The sequence below is a fragment of the Micromonospora sp. D93 genome (assembly GCF_018070365.1).
Lineage (GTDB): Bacteria > Actinomycetota > Actinomycetes > Mycobacteriales > Micromonosporaceae > Micromonospora > Micromonospora ureilytica.
The window spans coordinates 131,385-148,280 of the sequence record NZ_JAGPXW010000006.1 but is presented as its reverse complement, the minus strand read 5'-3'; the positions used below and the strand labels follow the sequence as shown (position 1 = coordinate 148,280).

Genomic DNA, 16,896 nt, shown 5'->3' with positions numbered 1-16,896 from the left:
TGATGCAGAACACCCGGGCCGCCCGACCGGCCGGTACCGCTGTCCGGACCGCCAGTGGATGGCCAATGGGGTGGACTTCGGCCGATGAGGGCGGCAGACTGCGGCACGTGGCGGGTGCGGTCCGGCTGGAGCCGGTGGACGAGCGGAACCTGGAGCCGTTGCTCTCCGTAGCGGCTGCGGAGGCGGAACCGGGTGATGTCATGCCCCCGGTCGAGGCGCCCGCCGGCTGGTCGCTCGCCCGCCGCGAGGCGTTCCGCGAATTCCACCGGGCGAGCTTCGGTGGGCTGCACGGCCGGACCGGTTCGCAGATGTACGCCATCCTCGTCGGTGGTGAAGTGATGGGCATGGTGCGGATGACGCGCTGCGACGAGCCCGGCACGGTGGAGACCGGAATGTGGCTCGGCCGATCGGCACGGGGGCAGGGGATCGGCGCGGCCGCCCTGCGGGAGCTGCTGAACGCCGCGGCTCGGGCGGGTATGCGGGCGGTGGTCGCCGAGACGACCCCGGACAACATCGGCGCGGTATCGGTCCTGCGCAAGTGCGGCGCGAAGCTGCGCGAGGACGACGGCAAGGTACGCGCCGAGATCTGCCTCGATTCGACGCCGCCGGCGCTGTAAAGTGCTCACTCCCGGTTGGCGGCGTACGCGGCCAGGGCGGCGACCTGGGCCGGGTCCAGCGACGGGCGTACCCGGGCCCGTGCGGTCGACACGTGCTCGGCGGTGACCGTCGCGGCGGCGAGCGACTCCCGCATCGCGGCCAGCGCCGCCTCGCGGACCAGCGCCGCGCAGTCCGCGGCGGAGAAGCCGGTCAGCTCGTCGCCGAGGGCGGACAGGTCGACGTCCGGCGCCAACGGCACCTGTCGGGACGAGGCCCGCAGGATCTCCGCGCGGGCGGGCCCGTCCGGCGGTGGCACGTAGACCAGCCGCTCCAACCGGCCCGGCCGCAGCAGTGCCGGGTCGACAAGGTCCGGCCGGTTCGTCGCGCCGACCACCACCACGTTGCGCAGCGTCTCGATCCCGTCCAGTTCGGTGAGCAGGGCGGCGACCACCCGGTCCGTGGTGCCACCGTCGGTGGCCTGGCCACGTACCGGTGCCAGCGCGTCCACCTCGTCCAGGAAGATCAGGGTGGGGGACGCCTCCCGGGCCCGACGGAACAGCTCACGGACCGCGCGTTCGCTCTCACCCACCCACTTGGAGAGCAGTTCGGCGCCCTTGACCGACAGCACGTTGGCCCGCCCCGACCCGGCCAGCGCGGTGACCAGGTAGGTCTTGCCGCAGCCCGGTGGCCCGTAGAGCAGAACGCCGCGCGGCGGCTGCACGCCGAGCCGGGCGAAGGTGTCCGGGTAGGTCAGCGGCCACAACACCGACTCGGTGAGCGTCTGCTTGACCTCGTCCAGGCCGCCCACGTCGTCCAGCGTCACCGAGGCCAGATCCAGGGTGGACGACGCCATCGTGGTGGGCCGGACCACCTCCCGGGCGGCGGTGAAGTCGGCCATCGACACCGTTGGTGTCTCCGCGGACTTCTGCCGCAGTGCCGCGCGTACCCCGGCCTCCCGGACCAGTGCGGCCAGGTCCGCCGCGACGAACCCGGGGGTACGCGCGGCCACGTCGTCCAGCCGGACGTCGTCGGCCAACGGCACCTGCCGGGTCAGTACGGTGAGCTGTTCGCGGCGCAACGCCTGATCCGGAAGCGGGACGCTGATCCGCAGCGACAGCAGGTCGGGCGCGCGCAGTGCGGGGTCGACCGCCTCGGACCGACCGGTGGTGCAGACCACGGCGACGCCGGCGCGGATGCTCTCCGCGAGCACCTGACGGAACACCGTCGCCACCGGGCCGGGATCGTCAGCGGGTGCGAGCGCCTCGACGTCGGTGACCAGCAGCACCGCCGGCCCGCCGGCTCGGGCCGCCGTCGCCGCGACGCGCAACCGCTCGGCGGCGGCCTGACTGGTCAGCGCGGCCACCTCCGGCGCCCAGAGCGGGTGAACGCGGGCACCGACCCGGGCGGCCACCGCCCGGACCAGCGCCGACTTCCCGGAACCCGCCGGGCCGACGAGCAACACCCCCAACGAGATGGTGGTGCCGAGCCGGCCCAACACCTCCCGGTGGTGGAAGCCGAGGTCCAGCAGTTCGGTCAGCTCCTCGGCCTGGGCCCGCAGCCCGGGCAGTTCGTCCACGTCGGGCGCGTCCTCGACCGGCACCGGGTCGGCGCTCGTACCCAGCGTGGTGCCGACCGGGGCGGGCCCGCCGTGGGTGGTCGCGCCGTGCTCCCAACCGATCACCGTGCCCATGGTGACCAGGGCACCAGCCGCCGGCTCGACAGTGACCACTGTGAGTAGGGTGCTGGTCCAGGCGAAACCGACGGTGTTGGCGAGGCTGCGTCGCGCCGCCTCGACCAGGCTGCGGACCGAGGCGTCCGGCAGCACGTCCTGCGGCAGCAGCGACACGTCGTCACCGGCGGTGAGCACCTTGCCCAGCAGGGCGAGCCGCAGCATCTCCGGGCTGACCGCCGCGACGACCCCCACCGGCCCGGCCAGGACGACCCGGCTCGCCGGCACCAACGGCACCGGACTCACCCGCACCTGACCGCCGTCGCGCAGACCCAGGTTGCCCAACGTCAGGTCGTCGGCGTACAGCAGGGCGCTGCTCGCGCCCGGCCCGGCCGCCGCCGCGATCCCGGCCGTCTCGCGGCGGCCGGCGAGGCGGACCGGGTCGCCGGGGCGCAGCCCCAACGCGGTAAGCGCCTCCGGGTGCAGGCGCACGATGCCCCGTCGGGCGTCCAGCGCCGCCGGCCGCAGGCTCGCCGTCAGGGTCAGGTCGGGTTGCGCCACTGCCCGACCGTAGCCGCCGGCAGCCAGCCCCGCCGGTCAGCGACGCGGATCCAGCTCGTCCAGGAGCGTCGGGTCGCGTCGGATCAGCTCGGCCAACCGGGCCGCCGGGTCCGGAGTCAACCCGTCCGGGCCGGGCCCCCAGGCGGGCACCGTGCGGCCGGAGAGCGGCCAGGCCGGCGGGGGTTCCACAGGGGTCGGCGGGGGCACCGGCCCGACCGTGACGGCGGGCCCGTCCCAGGAGACCCGCATCGGGTACGTCCGCCCGGCGTGTTCCACCTGCACGGTCACCGCCAGCCCGGGGTAGGCGCCGACGACCTGGCGGACCGCCTCGGCCACCTCCTCGACCGGCCCCCATCCCGCCACGTCGCCCGGCGCCTCCACCCCGGCGTGCCGCGGGTCGTGCCGGCCGGACCGGGTGTCGCGGGTCCCGCTGTCGAGGCCGGGCGGGCTCGACGGTGCGGTGGTGTCGTCACGGTCGGTGGCCCGACGGCGCGACGCCTCCTCACGTCGGGCCAGCCGGGCCAGCGTCTCGTCCAGGTCGCCCCTCACCAGATCACCTCTTCCCGCCACGGCCGGAGCTGGTTGGCTCAGGCCCTCCTGTCCCGGGTAGCGCGGTCCAGCGCGCGGTCCAGGACGACCAGTAGGGCATCCCGCACCGAGAGCCGGTCGCGGGCATCGAACTGCACCAGGGGTACATGATCGCCGATGGCCAGGGCCCAGCGGATCTCGCCCAGCTCCAGGGCCAGTCGCCCGTCGAAGGCGTTGACCCCGACGACGAACGGCAACCCGGCCCGCTCGAAGAAGTCGATGGCCGGGAAACAGTCGTCCAACCGCGCGCTGTCCACCACCACCAGCGCGCCGAGCGCTCCCCGGGCCAGGTCGTCCCACATGAAACCGAACCGGGTCTGCCCCGGCGTGCCGAACAGGTAGAGCTTCAGGCTGCGGTCGATCGTCACGCAGCCGAAATCCATCGCCACCGTGGTGGTGGTCTTGGTGGACCGGGCACCCGGGTCGTCCACGCCGATCCCGGCCGTGGTCATCTCGGCCTCGGTGGTCAGGGGCGCGATCTCGGAGATCGCACCCACTGTGGTGGTCTTGCCCACCCCGAACCCACCGGCGACCAGGATCTTGACCGGGATCGGCGGTGCGGCCGGCTTACCGGCAGGCGGCGACACCGACCCCGTCCCGGACGAGGGCCGGTACGGCGGCGGTGCGGCCTGCGGCGCGGTCGGCGGTGGGCCGGCCCGACCGACAATCGGCCCGGTGCCCGGGGACATGCCGTAACGGGCGGCGGCGCTGTTCGCGGCGACCCCGCCGAGCGGGGCGGCCGGCCATTCAGGAGATCGCACGGAGTCCATCAATCACTCGCAGGATGAGATCGGGGTCGACAGAGTCGTCGGTGTCGGTGACGTGCACGTCCAGGTGCCCGGCGGCCCGTAGGTCGCCGACCAGGACCCGCGTCACGCCGAAATGCAGTCGGGCGCGGGCCGAGATCTCGGCCACCGAGATCGGCTCCGCGCAGAGCGCGATGATCGTCTGAAGTTCCGGTGCCAGCAGGGCACCGGGTGAGCCGGCCCACCAGCCGCTGTCCGTGCGGGCGGTCACCTGGGTCTCCAGCCCGATCGCCGGGTCGGCGCCCGCCACCCGCCCCGAGGTGAGCACGAACGGACGGGGACCGGCCGGCTGGTCCCCGTCCGGCTCCGGCAGCGCCGGTGTCGCCGCCGCGCCGTCCCCGGTCGGGGGTGACGTGCGCAGGTACGGGCGGATCCGAACCCTGGGATCCGGATCCGGATCCTCGCCGGCGACGTCGGGGGTCACTGCTGAACGGCGTTCTTCAACTCGACGATCAGTCGCGGGGTCAGGGCGCCACCGGCCCGTCCGGCGAAGAGCGTCATCTCGTACGCGACGGTGCCCAGGTTCGCCGAACGGTCGGCGACCACCCCGAGCACGGAACCGCTGCTGATCGCGCTGATCAGCAGGTAGCCGTCGGCCATGTCGACGATCACCCGGTTCAGGCCGCCGAGCGCGTACCAACTGGCGGCCCCACCGGCGAGGCTCGTCATCCCGGACACGACGGCGGCCAACCGCTCCGCGTTGGACCGATCCTTGATCGCCGACATGGCCATCAGCAGACCGTCCGAGGAGACCGCGATCGCCTCCAGGACTCCTGCGGTGCTGGAGGTGAAGGAGTCCAGCAGCCAGTTGAACGTACGGGCCTCCGGGCTGAGGTCCCCAGTGGCGCTGGGCTGACTCTGGTCGACATTGTCGTGCAGGAAGGGGCTGGTCACCGTGATGATCCTTCTTCGTTCCGGTGGTCGGGGCTGACTTCGCGGAGAGCGCGGGCGACGCCCGCCTCGAACTCGTTGATGAGGTCGCGGACCTCGGACGGGTCACCGAGATGCGTACTGGGCGGTTGGCAGGCCGGGATGGCGGTGAGGTTCGCCCCCGGTACCCGTCGGCTCAATCGGGGCCGTCCCGGCGCGGCATCGGCCGAGCCGCCATCAAGCGGCACCGTGGGGCCGGCGCCTCCCGGCGTGCTGGGCAGGTCGACGGTCGTGCCCGGGTCCACCACGGCCGTCCCGGCGCTGGCCGACGGGTCGCTGGCCGTCCGCGCCGACGTACCACCGAGGCCCGGTGCCACGTGCAGTTCGGCGCGGCGTACACCGGCCTGGAAGGCTTCGACCAGCGCGCGGGCGGCGGCGGGGTCAGCGCCGGTGGCGTCCACCGGCCGGGTCGTCGCGGCGGTGGCGTGCAGAGTGGCCCCGGGCACCCGCTGCCGCACCCGTGGCCCGGCCGGCTTGCCCGCCGGTTCCGGGCTCTGGGGTTCGGCAACGGCCGGCTCCGGCTGGTCCTGACCGAACGCGTTCCAGGACGGGCCGGCGTCCAGGCTGCGGGTGGCCCGGCTGAGCAGGTCCGAGTCGAAGCGGGCCGGCACGGCGGAAACTGCCGTCGCGCGGGGCCGCGCGTCGTGCTCGGGGTCGAGCGTCGCCACCGTCGTACGCCGGTCCCGATCCGGCACCGAGGCGCGGGCCACGGCAGCCCCGGGGCGGTCGGCGCGGCGCAGCACCAGCGAGCCCGACGGGATCTCCAGCTGTGCGGTCACCCCACCGCCGCCGGTGGCGGCCAGGGCAACCTGCCAGCCGTGCCGACGGGCCAACCGGCCCACCACGAAGAGACCGAGCACCTCGGTCGGGGCCAGGTCGAGTCGTTCCCGGCGGGTCAACCGGGCGTTCTCCTCGGCCAGCCGTTGCTCGCTCATGCCGATGCCGTGGTCCACGACGGTGAGCCGCGCACCGAGGCCGGACGTCTCGGCGGCCACCAGCACCCGGGTGTGCGGCGGGGAGAAGACTGTGGCGTTCTCCATCAGCTCGGCCAGCGCCAGGACGAGGTCACCGACCACCGCCGGCGCGGCCGAGACGCCCGCCGGCACCTGCACCTCCACCCGGGTGTAGTCCTCGATCTCACCGAGCGCCAACCGGACCACGTCGGCCAACGGCACCGGCGCGGTGTGCGCATCGGCCCCGGCCGAGCCGGAGAGCACCACGAGGCTGCCGGCGTTACGCCGCAACCGGCTGGAGATGTGGTCGAGTCGGTACAGGTGCTCCAAGCGGCCGGGGTCGGCCTCCTGCTGCTCCAGCCGGTCGATCAGCGCGATCTGCCGACCCACCAGGTTCTGGGTACGCCGCCCGACGTGGCCGAACATCTGCGCCACGTTGCGCCGGCCGGCGACCTGCCGCTCGACCAACCGCGCCGCGGTGTTCTGCACCCGGTCGAAGGCCCGCGCCAGGTCGCCGATCTCGTCCTTGGCGCGGATGTCCACCGGCTCCAGCCGGACCGCTTGAGGTTTCTCCGCCTCGTCGTCGGTGACCCGGACCAGCTCCGCCTCGGCGACCCGGGCGACCCGGTCGGCCGAACGGGTCAGTCGGGTCAGCGGCCGGGCCACCGTCCGGGCCACCGCCACGCTGAGCACCACCACAAGCGTCAGGATCAACGCCGTCACGGCACCGACCAGGTACGCGGCGGTCAGCGCGCGCCGCTGCTCAGCCGTCACCTCGGCGAGCACGTCGGCGACCAGCTTCTTCTCGACGAACTGACCGAGCCGGATCATCGTGCGGACGGCCGGGAAGAGCGCCTCCATCGGCACGTCACGGACCGCGGCGGCCGGGTCCCGGGCGCTGCGGACCAGGAAGTCGGGGCTGGTACGCGCGGCCACGGCGGCGTCGTTGAGTTCGGCGACCGTGAGCTGCTCGGGTGTGATCAGGCTGCGGAAGCGCGAGTTGTCGACCATGAGCGCGGCGATGCACGCCACGTACCCGGCGGTGGTGTCCGGGGTGCCGACCGCCTTGACCAGCAGGCTCAGGGTGGCGCAGGCGCCCAGGCCCTCGTCGGCGCGCAGCAGCCCGTCGAGGGCGAGCACCTGCCGGCCCGGCAACGTGTCGGTGTCCACCCCGAACACCAGCCGCAGTGACTCGATGATCCCCTTGTTGACCGGGCCGAACGCATCCATCACCTGGCCCGGGTTGGCGGATCGGGCCAGGACGGCCGTCCGCAGGTCGACGAGGTTGGACACGCCGTCGAGGGCCTGGTCGACCTGGTCGGTCAACGCGTCGCTGCGCGCCGCCCGTAGGTCGGCCACCCGGTCGTCCACGTCGGCGGACTTGCGGACCAGCTCACTCCGTTCGACCCGGCCGAGCAGGAAGCCGACGGAGAGGATGCGTTCCTGTTGGAGGTCCTGGACCAGGCTGCCAACCCGGCTGGCGAACCGTACCCGTTCGGCGGTGTCGCCGGCCCGCTGTGCCGCGGCCACCCGGTCGAGCATCACCGGCACGGCCAGGCCGACCATGCTGAGCAGCGGGATCACCACGAGCAACGCGAGCTTGCCGCGGATCCGGAGCCTACCGAGCAGCATCGAAAGCCCCCCACTGTGCGGTCTCCGGCTCACGAACCGTCCCGGCCGGTTGCAGAGTCCTCGGCTCGCCGGCCGGCGGTTGCCAGGGGTCGAGGGGCAGCGGGGTATCGGGGCTCTCCGTGTGGGTCGCGGCCTGCGCGGCCCGGCGCCGGGCCCGGCGCCGGGCGGCGATCAGCAGCGCGGAGAGCCAGCCCAGCAGCAGCGCGGTGACGACTCCGGCCCCGACGGTCAGCCAGCGGTCCCGGTCGAGGCCATCGATGCGCTCGACCAGCAGCGCGTCCAGCTCGGCGAGGATGACCGGTTGGAGCTGGCGGGCAGCGCGGTGCGCGTTGAGCGCGGCGGCGCCCAACTGGCCGGGGTCCACTTTGCCGGTGTCCGGGCGCGGCGCGGAGTACGCGGCAAGTGCCTCCACCGACCGCTGGTAGGTGTCCAGCGGGGTCAGCACGTTGGCACCGAGGTCGGTGCTCTCCGAGCCGTCCACGGCTGAGCGCAGGTTGTCGACGAGGTCGGCGGCGGGGCCCAGGGCGGCCACCCGCAGGCCGGTCAGCTCCAGCAGGCCGCGGGGCTGCTCGGCGGCCGGCCGGCGGGCGACCAGCGTGCCGAGGTCGCCGAGCCGGCCGGCGGCTACCACTGCCTCGGGGAGTTCCTGGCCGACGCTGTCCTGCAGGAAGAACGAGTCGGCTTCCGGGTCGCGGACCAGCCCGGAGCTTTCCCGGACCTTCCGGTGCAGGGCCAGCAGCAGGTCGGAGACCTCCCCGTACGCCGTGTAGGCGGACAGAGGGTCGGCGGCGCTACGGCCGCGCAACGCCTCCAGCTTGGCTCGTACGCCGGCCCAGCGTTCCTGGGTGAGCAGCTCACCGCCGATGCGGGCGTCGACCTCCGCGGCCACTTCGACCGCCTGGTTGAGCGCTTCGCGGGGGACCGGGCGAGCGTTTACCGCAGCGGACTGGGCCTCCACGAGGGCGTCGGTGACCGCCGCCAGCGCCTTGAGGTACTGCACGCCGAGCCGTTCTCGGGCGGCGAGGTCCCGGTCGTCGGTGATCTGCCGCCAGTTCGTCGTGACGAGCAGGCCCAACGGCGCCAGCAGTGCTCCAATGAGCAGCAGGGGCAGCAGTCGGCCCAGCGTGGACGGCCGTCGACGGGCCCGCGGCGCGGGGACTGTCATGTGTGTCTCCTCCGGCGTGGGGCGCGGATCGGCGCGGCGTCGGACTAGCCGACAAGTCCCGTGCACCGGACCGGAAAACTAATCGAACCCTCCACTGGTCAGACCTCACTCGGCGAGTCAGGTTCGCGTCACTTCGAGCCATGTCACCATTTGTCCTCGTTACCGGCACGCTCTGTGTCGTCTGTGGGTGTGACATGGAGGGATCGAGGTGGATATCCGAGGAAGATCGGAATTCACGGGATCCGAACTCAACTCACTGCGCCGCGTCGGACGTTGCGCGCTCGCACCCCACTGCGCACCGATCGGGGCAACCGGACGGACGTACGGCGGATCTCAGCCAACGCTCAGGCTGCGGGCCGTACCGTGTGCCGCATGACATCGCCGTCGCCGGCCGCGTGGTTCCGGCGTGCCCTGCCCACCCGCCGCCGCGCGACCGCCGCCGCGGTGGTCGTCGTGCTGTTGGCCGCCGCCGTGACCTGGGCGGTGTGGCCACAGGGACCGGGCGTACGCACCGAGAGCGCGATGCTCACCGTCCGCTCCGGACCATCCGGCGACCAGCCGGTGGACCTGGACACCACCCTCTATCTGCCGGGAGACGCCTCGTCCGGTCGGAAGGTGCCGGCGGTGCTGCTGGCGCACGGGTTCGGCGGCACGAAGGAGTCGGTGCGTTCCGACGCTGAGGAGTTCGCCGGGCGCGGCTACGCGGTGCTCACCTGGACCGCCCGGGGCTTCGGCCGCAGCGGCGGCGAGATCCACCTGGACAACCCGGACTACGAGGTACGCGACGCGGAGCGGCTGCTGGACTGGCTGGCCGCGCGGCCGGAGGTGCGCACCGACGCTGCCGGCGACCCGAAGGTCGGTGTGGTCGGCGGCTCGTATGGCGGTGGGTTGGCGTTGTTGCTCGCCGCCCAGGACCGTCGGGTAGACGCGATCGTGCCCATGATCACTTGGAACGACCTGTCCCGCGCGTTCCTGCCGGAGAGCACCGGCGGAGCGCCGACCGAGGGCGTGTTCAAGAAGGGTTGGGCCGGTCTCTTCTTCGGCGGCGGCGGCAACGTGGGCTCCGGCCCGGCCGGGCTCTCCGGTGCGACCGCCGCCCAGCCGCAGGGCGCACCGGCGTCGGCCGGCCCGCCCAGCCCCGGCCCGGGCGCCGGCCCGGGCAGCGGTCCCGGTGGCGCCCCGGCCGGTGCCGCCGACCCGTCCTGCGGCCGGTTCGCCGCCGACGTGTGTGCCGCGTACCTCCGGATCGCCACCACCGGGCGCGGGGATCAGGCCGCCGTGGACCTGCTGCGCCGCTCCAGCCCGGCCGGTGTGCTGGACCGGATCAAGGCACCCACCCTGCTGGTGCAGGGCGAGGCCGACACGCTCTTCCCGCTCGGCGAGGCGGACGCGAACGCGCGCGGCATCGCCGCCACCGGCACCCCGGTACGCGTCGCCTGGTTCACCGGCGGGCACGACGGCGGCAGTGGACCCCGCTCCGACGAGGACCGGGTGAAGTTCCTGACCGTCCAGTGGCTCGACCACTACGTCAAGGGCGAGGGCGACGCGCCCGGCGACGACTTCACCTGGTCGCGGATCGCCGGCTTCGATGCGCTCGACCGGGGTCTCGTCGCCACCGGCTTCCGCCGCGCCGACTACCCGGGCCTCACCGGCAACGCCCGCCGGGAGGTGACGGTCGCCGGCCCGGCGCAGCCGATCGCGAACCCGCCGAACGGCAACCCGGCCGCCATCTCCTCGATCCCGTTCGCGGGCGGGCTCGCCTCGCTGCTGGACGGCGTGGCCGGTGACGTGCCCGGCCAGCACGCCCAGTTCGAGTCGACCCCGCTGACCGAGGCGGTCGACGTGGCCGGTGCGCCCACAGTCACAGTGCGCGCCGCGTCACCGACCGGCGAGGCGGTGCTCTTCGTCAAGCTCTACGACGTCGACCCGGACGGCGCGGCAACACTGCCGAACGGCCTGGTCGCCCCGATCCGGCTCACCGGCCTACCGCGGCAGGTGCAGGACGCCCGCCCGGTCACCGTGACGCTGCCCGGGATCGTCCGCCGGGTGGAGGCCGGGCACCGGCTGCGGCTGGTGGTGGCCACCTCCGACCAGGCGTACACCACACCCGTCGAGCCGACCGTCTACACGGTGGCCGCGGACGGCGCGGTCAGCCTGCCCACTGTCAACGGCGAGCCGATCCCCACCGCGGCGACGATCTGGCGCTGGGTGCTCGCCGGCCTGCTCGCCGCCATCGTGATCGGGCTCGTCGTGGTCGTCGCCCTGGTCCGCCGCCGGCACCGCCGCCAGGACCGGTCGGTGCATCCGGAGTACGCGGACACCCCGCTGGCCGTGCGCGCGCTGCGCAAGGAGTACGCGGACGGCTTCGTCGCGGTGTCGAACGTGGACTTCGAGGTGCACCCGGGTCAGGTCGTGGGTCTACTCGGGCCGAACGGCGCCGGCAAGACCACCACCCTGCGTGTGCTGATGGGGTTGACCCAGCCGACCGCCGGGGAGATCTACGTCTTCGGTCGTCGGCTGGTGCCCGGCTCGCCGGTGCTGTCCCGGATCGGGGCGCTCGTGGAGGGGCCGGGTTTCCTGCCGCACCTGTCGGGTCTGGACAACCTGAAGGCGTACTGGCGGGCCACCGGACGGCCGTGGGAGGACGCCCAGTTCGACGCGGCGCTGGAGATCGCCGGGCTGGGCGACTCCGTGCACCGGAGGATCAAGAATTACAGCCACGGCATGCGCCAGCGTCTCGCCATTGCCCAGGCCATGCTCGGCCTCCCCGAGCTGCTGGTCTTGGACGAGCCGACCGACGGGCTCGACCCGCCGCAGATCGCCGAGATGCGCCGGGTGCTCCAGCGGTACGCCACGGACGGAAGAGCGGTGCTGGTCTCCAGTCACCTGCTGGCCGAGGTGGAGCAGACGTGTACGCACGCGGTGGTGGTGAACAAGGGCCGGATCGTGGCGTCCGGGCCGGTGGAGGAAATCGTGGGCGAGTCGCCGAGCGTGCTCTTCGACGTCAGCGACCCGGTGGCGGCGCGGGCGGTGCTGGACCGGCTGCACGGGGTTCGCGTGTTGCCGGAGAGCGACGGCCAACTGGTGGTCGACACCAACGGCACGGCCCGCAGCGAGGTGGTGGCCGAGCTGGTGCGCGCCGGCATCGGGGTGGACCGGGTGGTGCCTCGGCGGCGCCTGGAGGACGCGTTCCTCGCCCTGGTGGGCGAGAACTCTCGGGGAAGCGGTGACCGGTGATGGTTGTTACTGACGCGGGGGAGGCCCGTGGCTACCGGCCGTCGGCCACCATGCCGTTCGCGGCGGAGTTCCGTCGACAGGCGTCCCGACGGCGAACCCAGTTGGCGCTCGGGTTCATGGTGTTGCTGCCGCTGATCATCCTGATCGCGTTCCAGTTCAACTCCGGTGGCGACGACGACAACGGCAACAACGAGTTCGCCAGCCTTGTCGACCTGGCCACCTCCGGCGGGCTCAACTTCACCCTGTTCTCGATCTTCGTGTCGGCGTCGTTCCTGCTGGTGGTGGTCGTCGCACTGTTCTGCGGCGACACGGTGGCCAGCGAGGCGAGCTGGGGCAGCCTGCGGTATCTGCTGGCGATCCCGGTGCCCCGGGCGCGGTTGTTGACTGTGAAGCTGGTGGTCGCGCTCGCGTACTCGGGACTGGCCCTGCTGCTGTTGGCCGGCACCGCGTTGCTGGCCGGCACCCTGCGCTACGGCTGGTCGCCGCTGCGCAGCACTGTCGCCGCCGAGCTGGAACCCACCGAGGGGCTGCTCCGGTTGCTGGCCGTGCTGGGCTACCTGGCGGTCGTACTGCTGGTGGTGGCCGGCCTGGCGTTCCTGCTGTCGGTGATCACGGACGCCGCACTGGGCGCGGTCGGTGGCGCGGTTCTGCTCTGGATCCTGTCCAGCATCCTGGACCAGATCACCGCCCTGGGCGCGCTGCGCGACTTCCTGCCCACCCACTTCAGCACCGCCTGGCTGGGCCTGTTGTCCACTCCGGTGCAGACCGACGACGTGGTGCGCGGCTGCATCTCGGCGATCAGCTACGCGACACTGTTCTGGGGCTTGGCGTTCTGGCGCTTCACCCGCAAGGACATCACGTCGTAGGTGGGGTGGACGGGTCTGCCTTCTTCCAGGCGCTGACGCCGATCCGGCCGGTGTTGCCGAGGTCGATCGGCCCATCCGGGTCGACCTCCTCGGCCGGCTGCCCGGCGGCGGGCGCCACCGTCAGGAACTCGCCGTTGGTGGCCACCACTGTCGAGTCGGTGACCAGGTTGCGCCAGAGCACCACGGCGGTGGCCCGCTCCCCGGCGGCGAGGGTGACCTGCCGGGGTGGATGGTCGAAGCCCAAGGTGATCTCCTTGGCGCCGTTTACCACCCGCAGCATGATCGGCTCGCGCTCCTCGTCGAACACGTGCAGCACCGGGTATCCGTTGAGCTGGTAGGGGCGCTCGCCGCAGTTGACCAACTCCAGGCCGAGGGCGCGCAGGCCCATCGCGGCGTCCCCGCCGGTCGACCGGATCCGAACGCCGCTGGCCGGGCACTCCGCCGGCGGCTCGGTGCCCGCAGTCGGGTTGGACGCGGGGGGCGGTCCGCTCGGGTCGCCGGACTGGCCGCGATGGTCACGGGTGCAGCCGCCAAGCACGAGAGCCATCGCGACCGTCGCGGTGATGCGTCGCCGTGCTGCCGTGTCGCGCGAGATCATCCGTTGATCCTCGCCCACCTGGGCAGCACACCGCCGCCCGGCCCCGCCGGCTCACTGCGCCGCCACGCGAACTGGTGGGGGACCTCGCCCGGCGCGCCTTTAGAGCTGATTCGTTTACGACATCGCTCGCCGGGTCACGCAACGCCGTCTGGCGGGCCGTCGCTGCGGCTGTCGCGCCGTTCGAACTCCAAAAGCTCGGCGAGGTCCTGCTCCTCCTGCTGGCGTGCCTCCTCAGCCTGCACAGCGCGGCGCCGATGGTCATATTCGGCGTACACCTGCCCGACGCGCGCCTCAGCGGCCACCGCCGATATCCCACCAGCCCCGTCCAACACCTGCCGTTCGTTGAAGGTCAGGAACGCGTCGGCGCGCTGGACCCATTCCGCCATCAAAATCTGCTGTCGGCGCCGCGCCCGATCTTCGGCGAAGTCGAGGAACATTGTCGTGAGGCGGTTCAACTCGATGATCTCGTCCGCAGTCAGATAGTTCTTGGAGACAGTCACGTCCGCCTTGCGGACCTGCTGGCCGCGCCAGGTGATCAAACCCATGGTCGGCGACTCCGCATCGGCCCGCTTCACCAGCAGCTCGCCTGCGGTTTGACCGGTGACGGCGTAGAGCAGCTTGTTCTGAATGGTGGCGAAGAACGTCTTGGCGGTGTCACTGCCTCCGGAGTAGTCGGCGCTGGTGGTGGCGAAGATGTCGCGGACCTTCTGGTAGAAGCGCTTCTCCGACGCGCGGATGTCGCGGATACGTTCCAGCAGTTCGTCGAAGTAGTCCGCCGCCGCGATGTCCTTGAGTCGCTCGTCCTGCATGGCGAAGCCCTTGACCAGGTACTCCGACAGGACTGTCGTCGCCCATTGCCGGAACTGCACGGCGCGGGGCGTGGTCACCCGGTAGCCGACGGCCAGGATCATGTCCAAGTTGTAGACCTTGATCTCGCGCCGCACCTGCCGACCGCCCTCGGCCCGAACTACTAACTCAGAGTTAACAGTTGCCTCGGTCACCTCCTCGTCGGCCAGCACGCGGCCCATGATCTGCACGATGTTGGGGACCGAGGTCCCGTACAGCTCCGCCATCTGCGCCTGTGTCAGCCAGACCGTCCCCTTGGCTGCCCGTAACTGGACGACCGAGCCGCCGTCGTCGGCGCGGTAGAGGATCAGCTCGCCGGTAGGGTCGGTCACCCGCGGCTTCCTTCGGTCAGGGCTCGGGTTATCTCCGTGGCGTCGAACCGGGCGGGCTGGAAGTCGGCGGCCGAGGCCAGTCCGAGCCAGTCCAGCCGGTCGCCGTGCTCGGGGTGGCCGGGATCGCTCAACACCTCGACCAGTTCGGCGTAGCCCCAGATGCCGCCGCAGTCGTCCGGCGGGGCCGCCCGCCGACCGCCGGTGCATCGTGGGTACGCGATGGGCTGGCGAGGCAACACCTTCTCCACGACGATGTCGTGTGCCCAGTTGTCGCCAAAGTCGTACGTGTACCTCAGCCGGTCACCGACGGCGGGCGCGACCTGTTCCAGGGTCACCGGGGCTTCGGCGCGGTAGCCCAGCTCCCGGTCGGCGACCCCGAAGTCGCCGTATGGGGTCTCGAAGACGTGCAGGTGGGAGTCGTCCCAGCCGAAGGCCACCTGGATGATGTCGTGCAGGTCGGCCAGGCTGATGTCGGCGGGCAGTTCCAGCCGGCGCCAGATCGGGGGCTTCGCCTCCCGCAGCCCCACCTTGAGCTGGTAGATGGGCGCGGCTGGGCCGGACTTCTTCCGCTTCGCCGGCAGCTTCCGCCCGGCGGTACGCCGTCCCGCGCGGGTTTGGATCTGCTGTGCCTGCCCAGTTATCTGGCTGATCATCTCCAGCAGCTCGAGGGTGGGCTGACGGGAGTGGGTGTCGTGCGGGGCCGGTGGGCGCGTCGGCTCGGGCAGCGTACGGATCCAGGCCCGCAGCAGCACCGCCAGCATGTGGTAGCCCGGCCCGTCCTCGTCCTCGAACTCGTCGTCGAACTCTGAGGGGTCACGTTCCTGGTCGTGGTCCGCGCGGGCGTCGAGAGCCCGTTCGACCTGCCACCGAAACTCGGCCGGCTCCAACAACTCCTCGACGATCGTCACACCGGCACGCAGGCCGTTCTGCTGGATGGTGTTGACAACCTCGTTCAGGGCGTCGGCCGGAAAGAGCACGATGTTGGCCGCCGCGTCACAGTCGAGGTGGTCGACGTGGACGACGAACCCGTACGAGCGCCCGGCCCGCTCGAACGCGCAGACGAGCATGGCCGCGCTGCCCGCCGGGTCGGCGAACCGTCGACATGGGCCGACCTGCACGGGCTGACGCAACTCGCTGGCCCAACTCGGCGTTGGCACGCCCGCGTCCACCAGACGCTGGGCGGCGGCCGCGGCGACGGTGCCCTCCCGGACCGCATCGATCGCGATCAGCACCGCGAGCGCTTCCGGTGTACCGATCTCGGCGACGGCCGGCAGTAGGCCCTCGTTGAGCGCCTCGGCGAAGCCTTCACCGGCAAGGTCACCGGCGGACAGGAACGTCGCGGCAAACAACTCGGCCTCGACGGGATCATCCGTCTTGATCAGGTCGGCGCCCTCGGCGACCAGGTCGCCGATGAAGTGCTGCGGGTCGAAGTCAGCATCCGAGCACGCCGGGCAGTGGCACTGATCCACCTCGGTGGGCCGGGTGCGACGTACGACCTGCTGGCCCGACCGACTGGACTTGGCGCGCTTACGGCGGCGGCTCTCGGGGCTCATCCGAGCATGTTTTCACGGCTGTCGGGCCGGCTTCACACAACGCGCCGGGGTGGTCGGTGGGCAGGGTGCAGCGGCCGCCGCCGGGTAAGCGATGGTCGCACCAGACTCGGGTACGCACGAACTGGCGATCTTCCTCGCTCAGCGTCGTCTCGCCGAAGTCGATGGCGAGCACGTGGCCGAGGGAGTGGCGTAGCGCCATGGCCAGCGCCGCCACTTCGTCGACCCGGCGCAGGGTGGTCGGCAGGTGGATGATCCAGTGCGGTTCGGTCACCGGGACCACCGGCTGTTAGGTGCCGTCGAGGTGTGGCGGCAGTCGGTATGCCGCGACTGCCACTGCCGCAGGGCCTGCCGGATGCGTTCACCCTCGATGTTGGCGGTGGTGAGATCACGGGCAAGTCGTTCCAGTTCGTCGGCGAGTAGGTCGAGGTAGGCGTACACCTGGGTGGGGTCGAGGCCGCGCCACCGGCGGGCGTCGAAGGTGGTGGCGCGGACGTGCTGGGGGACCAGGCGCCGCATGGTCTGGTAGATCACGGTGGACCGCCTTCCGTTCGATGGCTTCGCCG

General features: G+C 72.2%; 15 protein-coding genes. 3 read left to right on the top strand and 12 right to left on the bottom strand.

Annotation, left to right across the window (positions count from 1 at the left end; all coding sequences use genetic code 11):
- The first annotated feature begins 107 nt into the window (after window positions 1-107).
- Window positions 108-617, top strand: coding sequence for a GNAT family N-acetyltransferase (locus KBX71_RS09940; RefSeq protein WP_210817676.1), 510 nt, complete (start codon window positions 108-110; stop codon window positions 615-617).
- Between the two features lie 5 nt (window positions 618-622).
- Here KBX71_RS09940 and KBX71_RS09935 read toward each other — a convergent pair whose 3' ends face one another.
- The 7 genes from KBX71_RS09935 to KBX71_RS09905 are packed head-to-tail and all read right to left on the bottom strand — an operon-like array spanning window position 623 to window position 8,901.
- Window positions 623-2,827, bottom strand: a complete 2,205-nt coding sequence (locus KBX71_RS09935) for an AAA family ATPase (protein ID WP_210817675.1) — start codon at window positions 2,825-2,827, stop codon at window positions 623-625.
- 36 nt (window positions 2,828-2,863) lie between these two features.
- Window positions 2,864-3,376, bottom strand: a complete 513-nt coding sequence (locus KBX71_RS09930; protein ID WP_210817674.1) for a hypothetical protein — start codon at window positions 3,374-3,376, stop codon at window positions 2,864-2,866.
- 38 nt (window positions 3,377-3,414) lie between these two features.
- Entirely contained in the window at window positions 3,415-4,185 is a 771-nt protein-coding gene (locus KBX71_RS09925; protein WP_210817673.1) for an ATP/GTP-binding protein, read from the bottom strand.
- Window positions 4,163-4,645 carry a DUF742 domain-containing protein gene (locus KBX71_RS09920; RefSeq protein ID WP_210817672.1) on the bottom strand — a complete coding sequence of 161 codons (483 nt, stop codon included), beginning with the start codon at window positions 4,643-4,645 and terminating at the stop codon, window positions 4,163-4,165. The genes KBX71_RS09925 and KBX71_RS09920 overlap by 23 nt, the downstream gene beginning before the upstream one ends.
- Entirely contained in the window at window positions 4,642-5,115 is a 474-nt protein-coding gene (locus tag KBX71_RS09915) for a roadblock/LC7 domain-containing protein (protein WP_124816260.1), read from the bottom strand. Before KBX71_RS09915 ends, KBX71_RS09920 begins: the two co-directional genes overlap by 4 nt.
- The gene (locus KBX71_RS09910; protein WP_210817671.1) at window positions 5,112-7,736 is read right to left on the bottom strand and encodes a sensor histidine kinase; all 2,625 of its coding nucleotides are present in this window, start codon (window positions 7,734-7,736) and stop codon (window positions 5,112-5,114) included. Before KBX71_RS09910 ends, KBX71_RS09915 begins: the two co-directional genes overlap by 4 nt.
- Window positions 7,723-8,901 (bottom strand): hypothetical protein, encoded by a 1,179-nt coding sequence (locus KBX71_RS09905; protein ID WP_210817670.1) that lies wholly within the window; start codon window positions 8,899-8,901, stop codon window positions 7,723-7,725. Before KBX71_RS09905 ends, KBX71_RS09910 begins: the two co-directional genes overlap by 14 nt.
- 372 nt (window positions 8,902-9,273) lie before the next feature.
- Between KBX71_RS09905 and KBX71_RS09900 the strand changes: the two genes are divergently transcribed.
- A complete protein-coding gene (locus tag KBX71_RS09900; protein ID WP_210817669.1) occupies window positions 9,274-12,138 on the top strand; it encodes an alpha/beta fold hydrolase in 2,865 nt (954 codons plus the stop codon).
- Window positions 12,138-13,004, top strand: coding sequence for an ABC transporter permease (locus tag KBX71_RS09895; RefSeq protein ID WP_124815188.1), 867 nt, complete (start codon window positions 12,138-12,140; stop codon window positions 13,002-13,004). The genes KBX71_RS09900 and KBX71_RS09895 overlap by 1 nt, the downstream gene beginning before the upstream one ends.
- On the opposite strand, the gene KBX71_RS09890 is transcribed toward KBX71_RS09895, so the two are convergent.
- The 5 genes from KBX71_RS09890 to KBX71_RS09870 form a co-directional block, all read right to left on the bottom strand.
- Complete coding sequence (locus KBX71_RS09890; protein ID WP_210817668.1) at window positions 12,994-13,602, bottom strand: DUF4232 domain-containing protein; 609 nt, start codon at window positions 13,600-13,602, stop codon at window positions 12,994-12,996. The two genes, KBX71_RS09895 and KBX71_RS09890, sit on opposite strands and share 11 nt — an antisense overlap.
- Window positions 13,603-13,736: 134 nt before the next feature.
- Window positions 13,737-14,780, bottom strand: a complete 1,044-nt coding sequence (locus tag KBX71_RS09885) for a virulence RhuM family protein (RefSeq protein WP_210817667.1) — start codon at window positions 14,778-14,780, stop codon at window positions 13,737-13,739.
- Window positions 14,777-16,333 (bottom strand): plasmid pRiA4b ORF-3 family protein, encoded by a 1,557-nt coding sequence (locus KBX71_RS09880; RefSeq protein WP_210817666.1) that lies wholly within the window; start codon window positions 16,331-16,333, stop codon window positions 14,777-14,779. The genes KBX71_RS09885 and KBX71_RS09880 overlap by 4 nt, the downstream gene beginning before the upstream one ends.
- Window positions 16,308-16,613 (bottom strand): hypothetical protein, encoded by a 306-nt coding sequence (locus KBX71_RS09875; protein ID WP_307847027.1) that lies wholly within the window; start codon window positions 16,611-16,613, stop codon window positions 16,308-16,310. The genes KBX71_RS09880 and KBX71_RS09875 overlap by 26 nt, the downstream gene beginning before the upstream one ends.
- Window positions 16,601-16,849 carry a DivIVA domain-containing protein gene (locus KBX71_RS09870; protein ID WP_210817809.1) on the bottom strand — a complete coding sequence of 83 codons (249 nt, stop codon included), beginning with the start codon at window positions 16,847-16,849 and terminating at the stop codon, window positions 16,601-16,603. Before KBX71_RS09870 ends, KBX71_RS09875 begins: the two co-directional genes overlap by 13 nt.
- Between the last annotated feature and the right edge of the window lie 47 nt (window positions 16,850-16,896).

What these genes read in the sequence shown, in the direction of transcription:
- KBX71_RS09905 (WP_210817670.1), bottom strand. Translation starts at nt 8,901, where the DNA reads ATGACAGTCCCCGCGCCGCGGGCCCGTCGACGGCCGTCCACGCTGGGC.
- KBX71_RS09910 (WP_210817671.1), bottom strand. Translation starts at nt 7,736, where the DNA reads ATGCTGCTCGGTAGGCTCCGGATCCGCGGCAAGCTCGCGTTGCTCGTG.
- KBX71_RS09890 (WP_210817668.1), bottom strand. Translation starts at nt 13,602, where the DNA reads ATGATCTCGCGCGACACGGCAGCACGGCGACGCATCACCGCGACGGTC.
- KBX71_RS09900 (WP_210817669.1), top strand. Translation starts at nt 9,274, where the DNA reads ATGACATCGCCGTCGCCGGCCGCGTGGTTCCGGCGTGCCCTGCCCACC.
- KBX71_RS09895 (WP_124815188.1), top strand. Translation starts at nt 12,138, where the DNA reads ATGGTTGTTACTGACGCGGGGGAGGCCCGTGGCTACCGGCCGTCGGCC.
- KBX71_RS09925 (WP_210817673.1), bottom strand. Translation starts at nt 4,185, where the DNA reads ATGGACTCCGTGCGATCTCCTGAATGGCCGGCCGCCCCGCTCGGCGGG.
- KBX71_RS09880 (WP_210817666.1), bottom strand. Translation starts at nt 16,333, where the DNA reads ATGAGCCCCGAGAGCCGCCGCCGTAAGCGCGCCAAGTCCAGTCGGTCG.
- KBX71_RS09870 (WP_210817809.1), bottom strand. Translation starts at nt 16,849, where the DNA reads ATGCGGCGCCTGGTCCCCCAGCACGTCCGCGCCACCACCTTCGACGCC.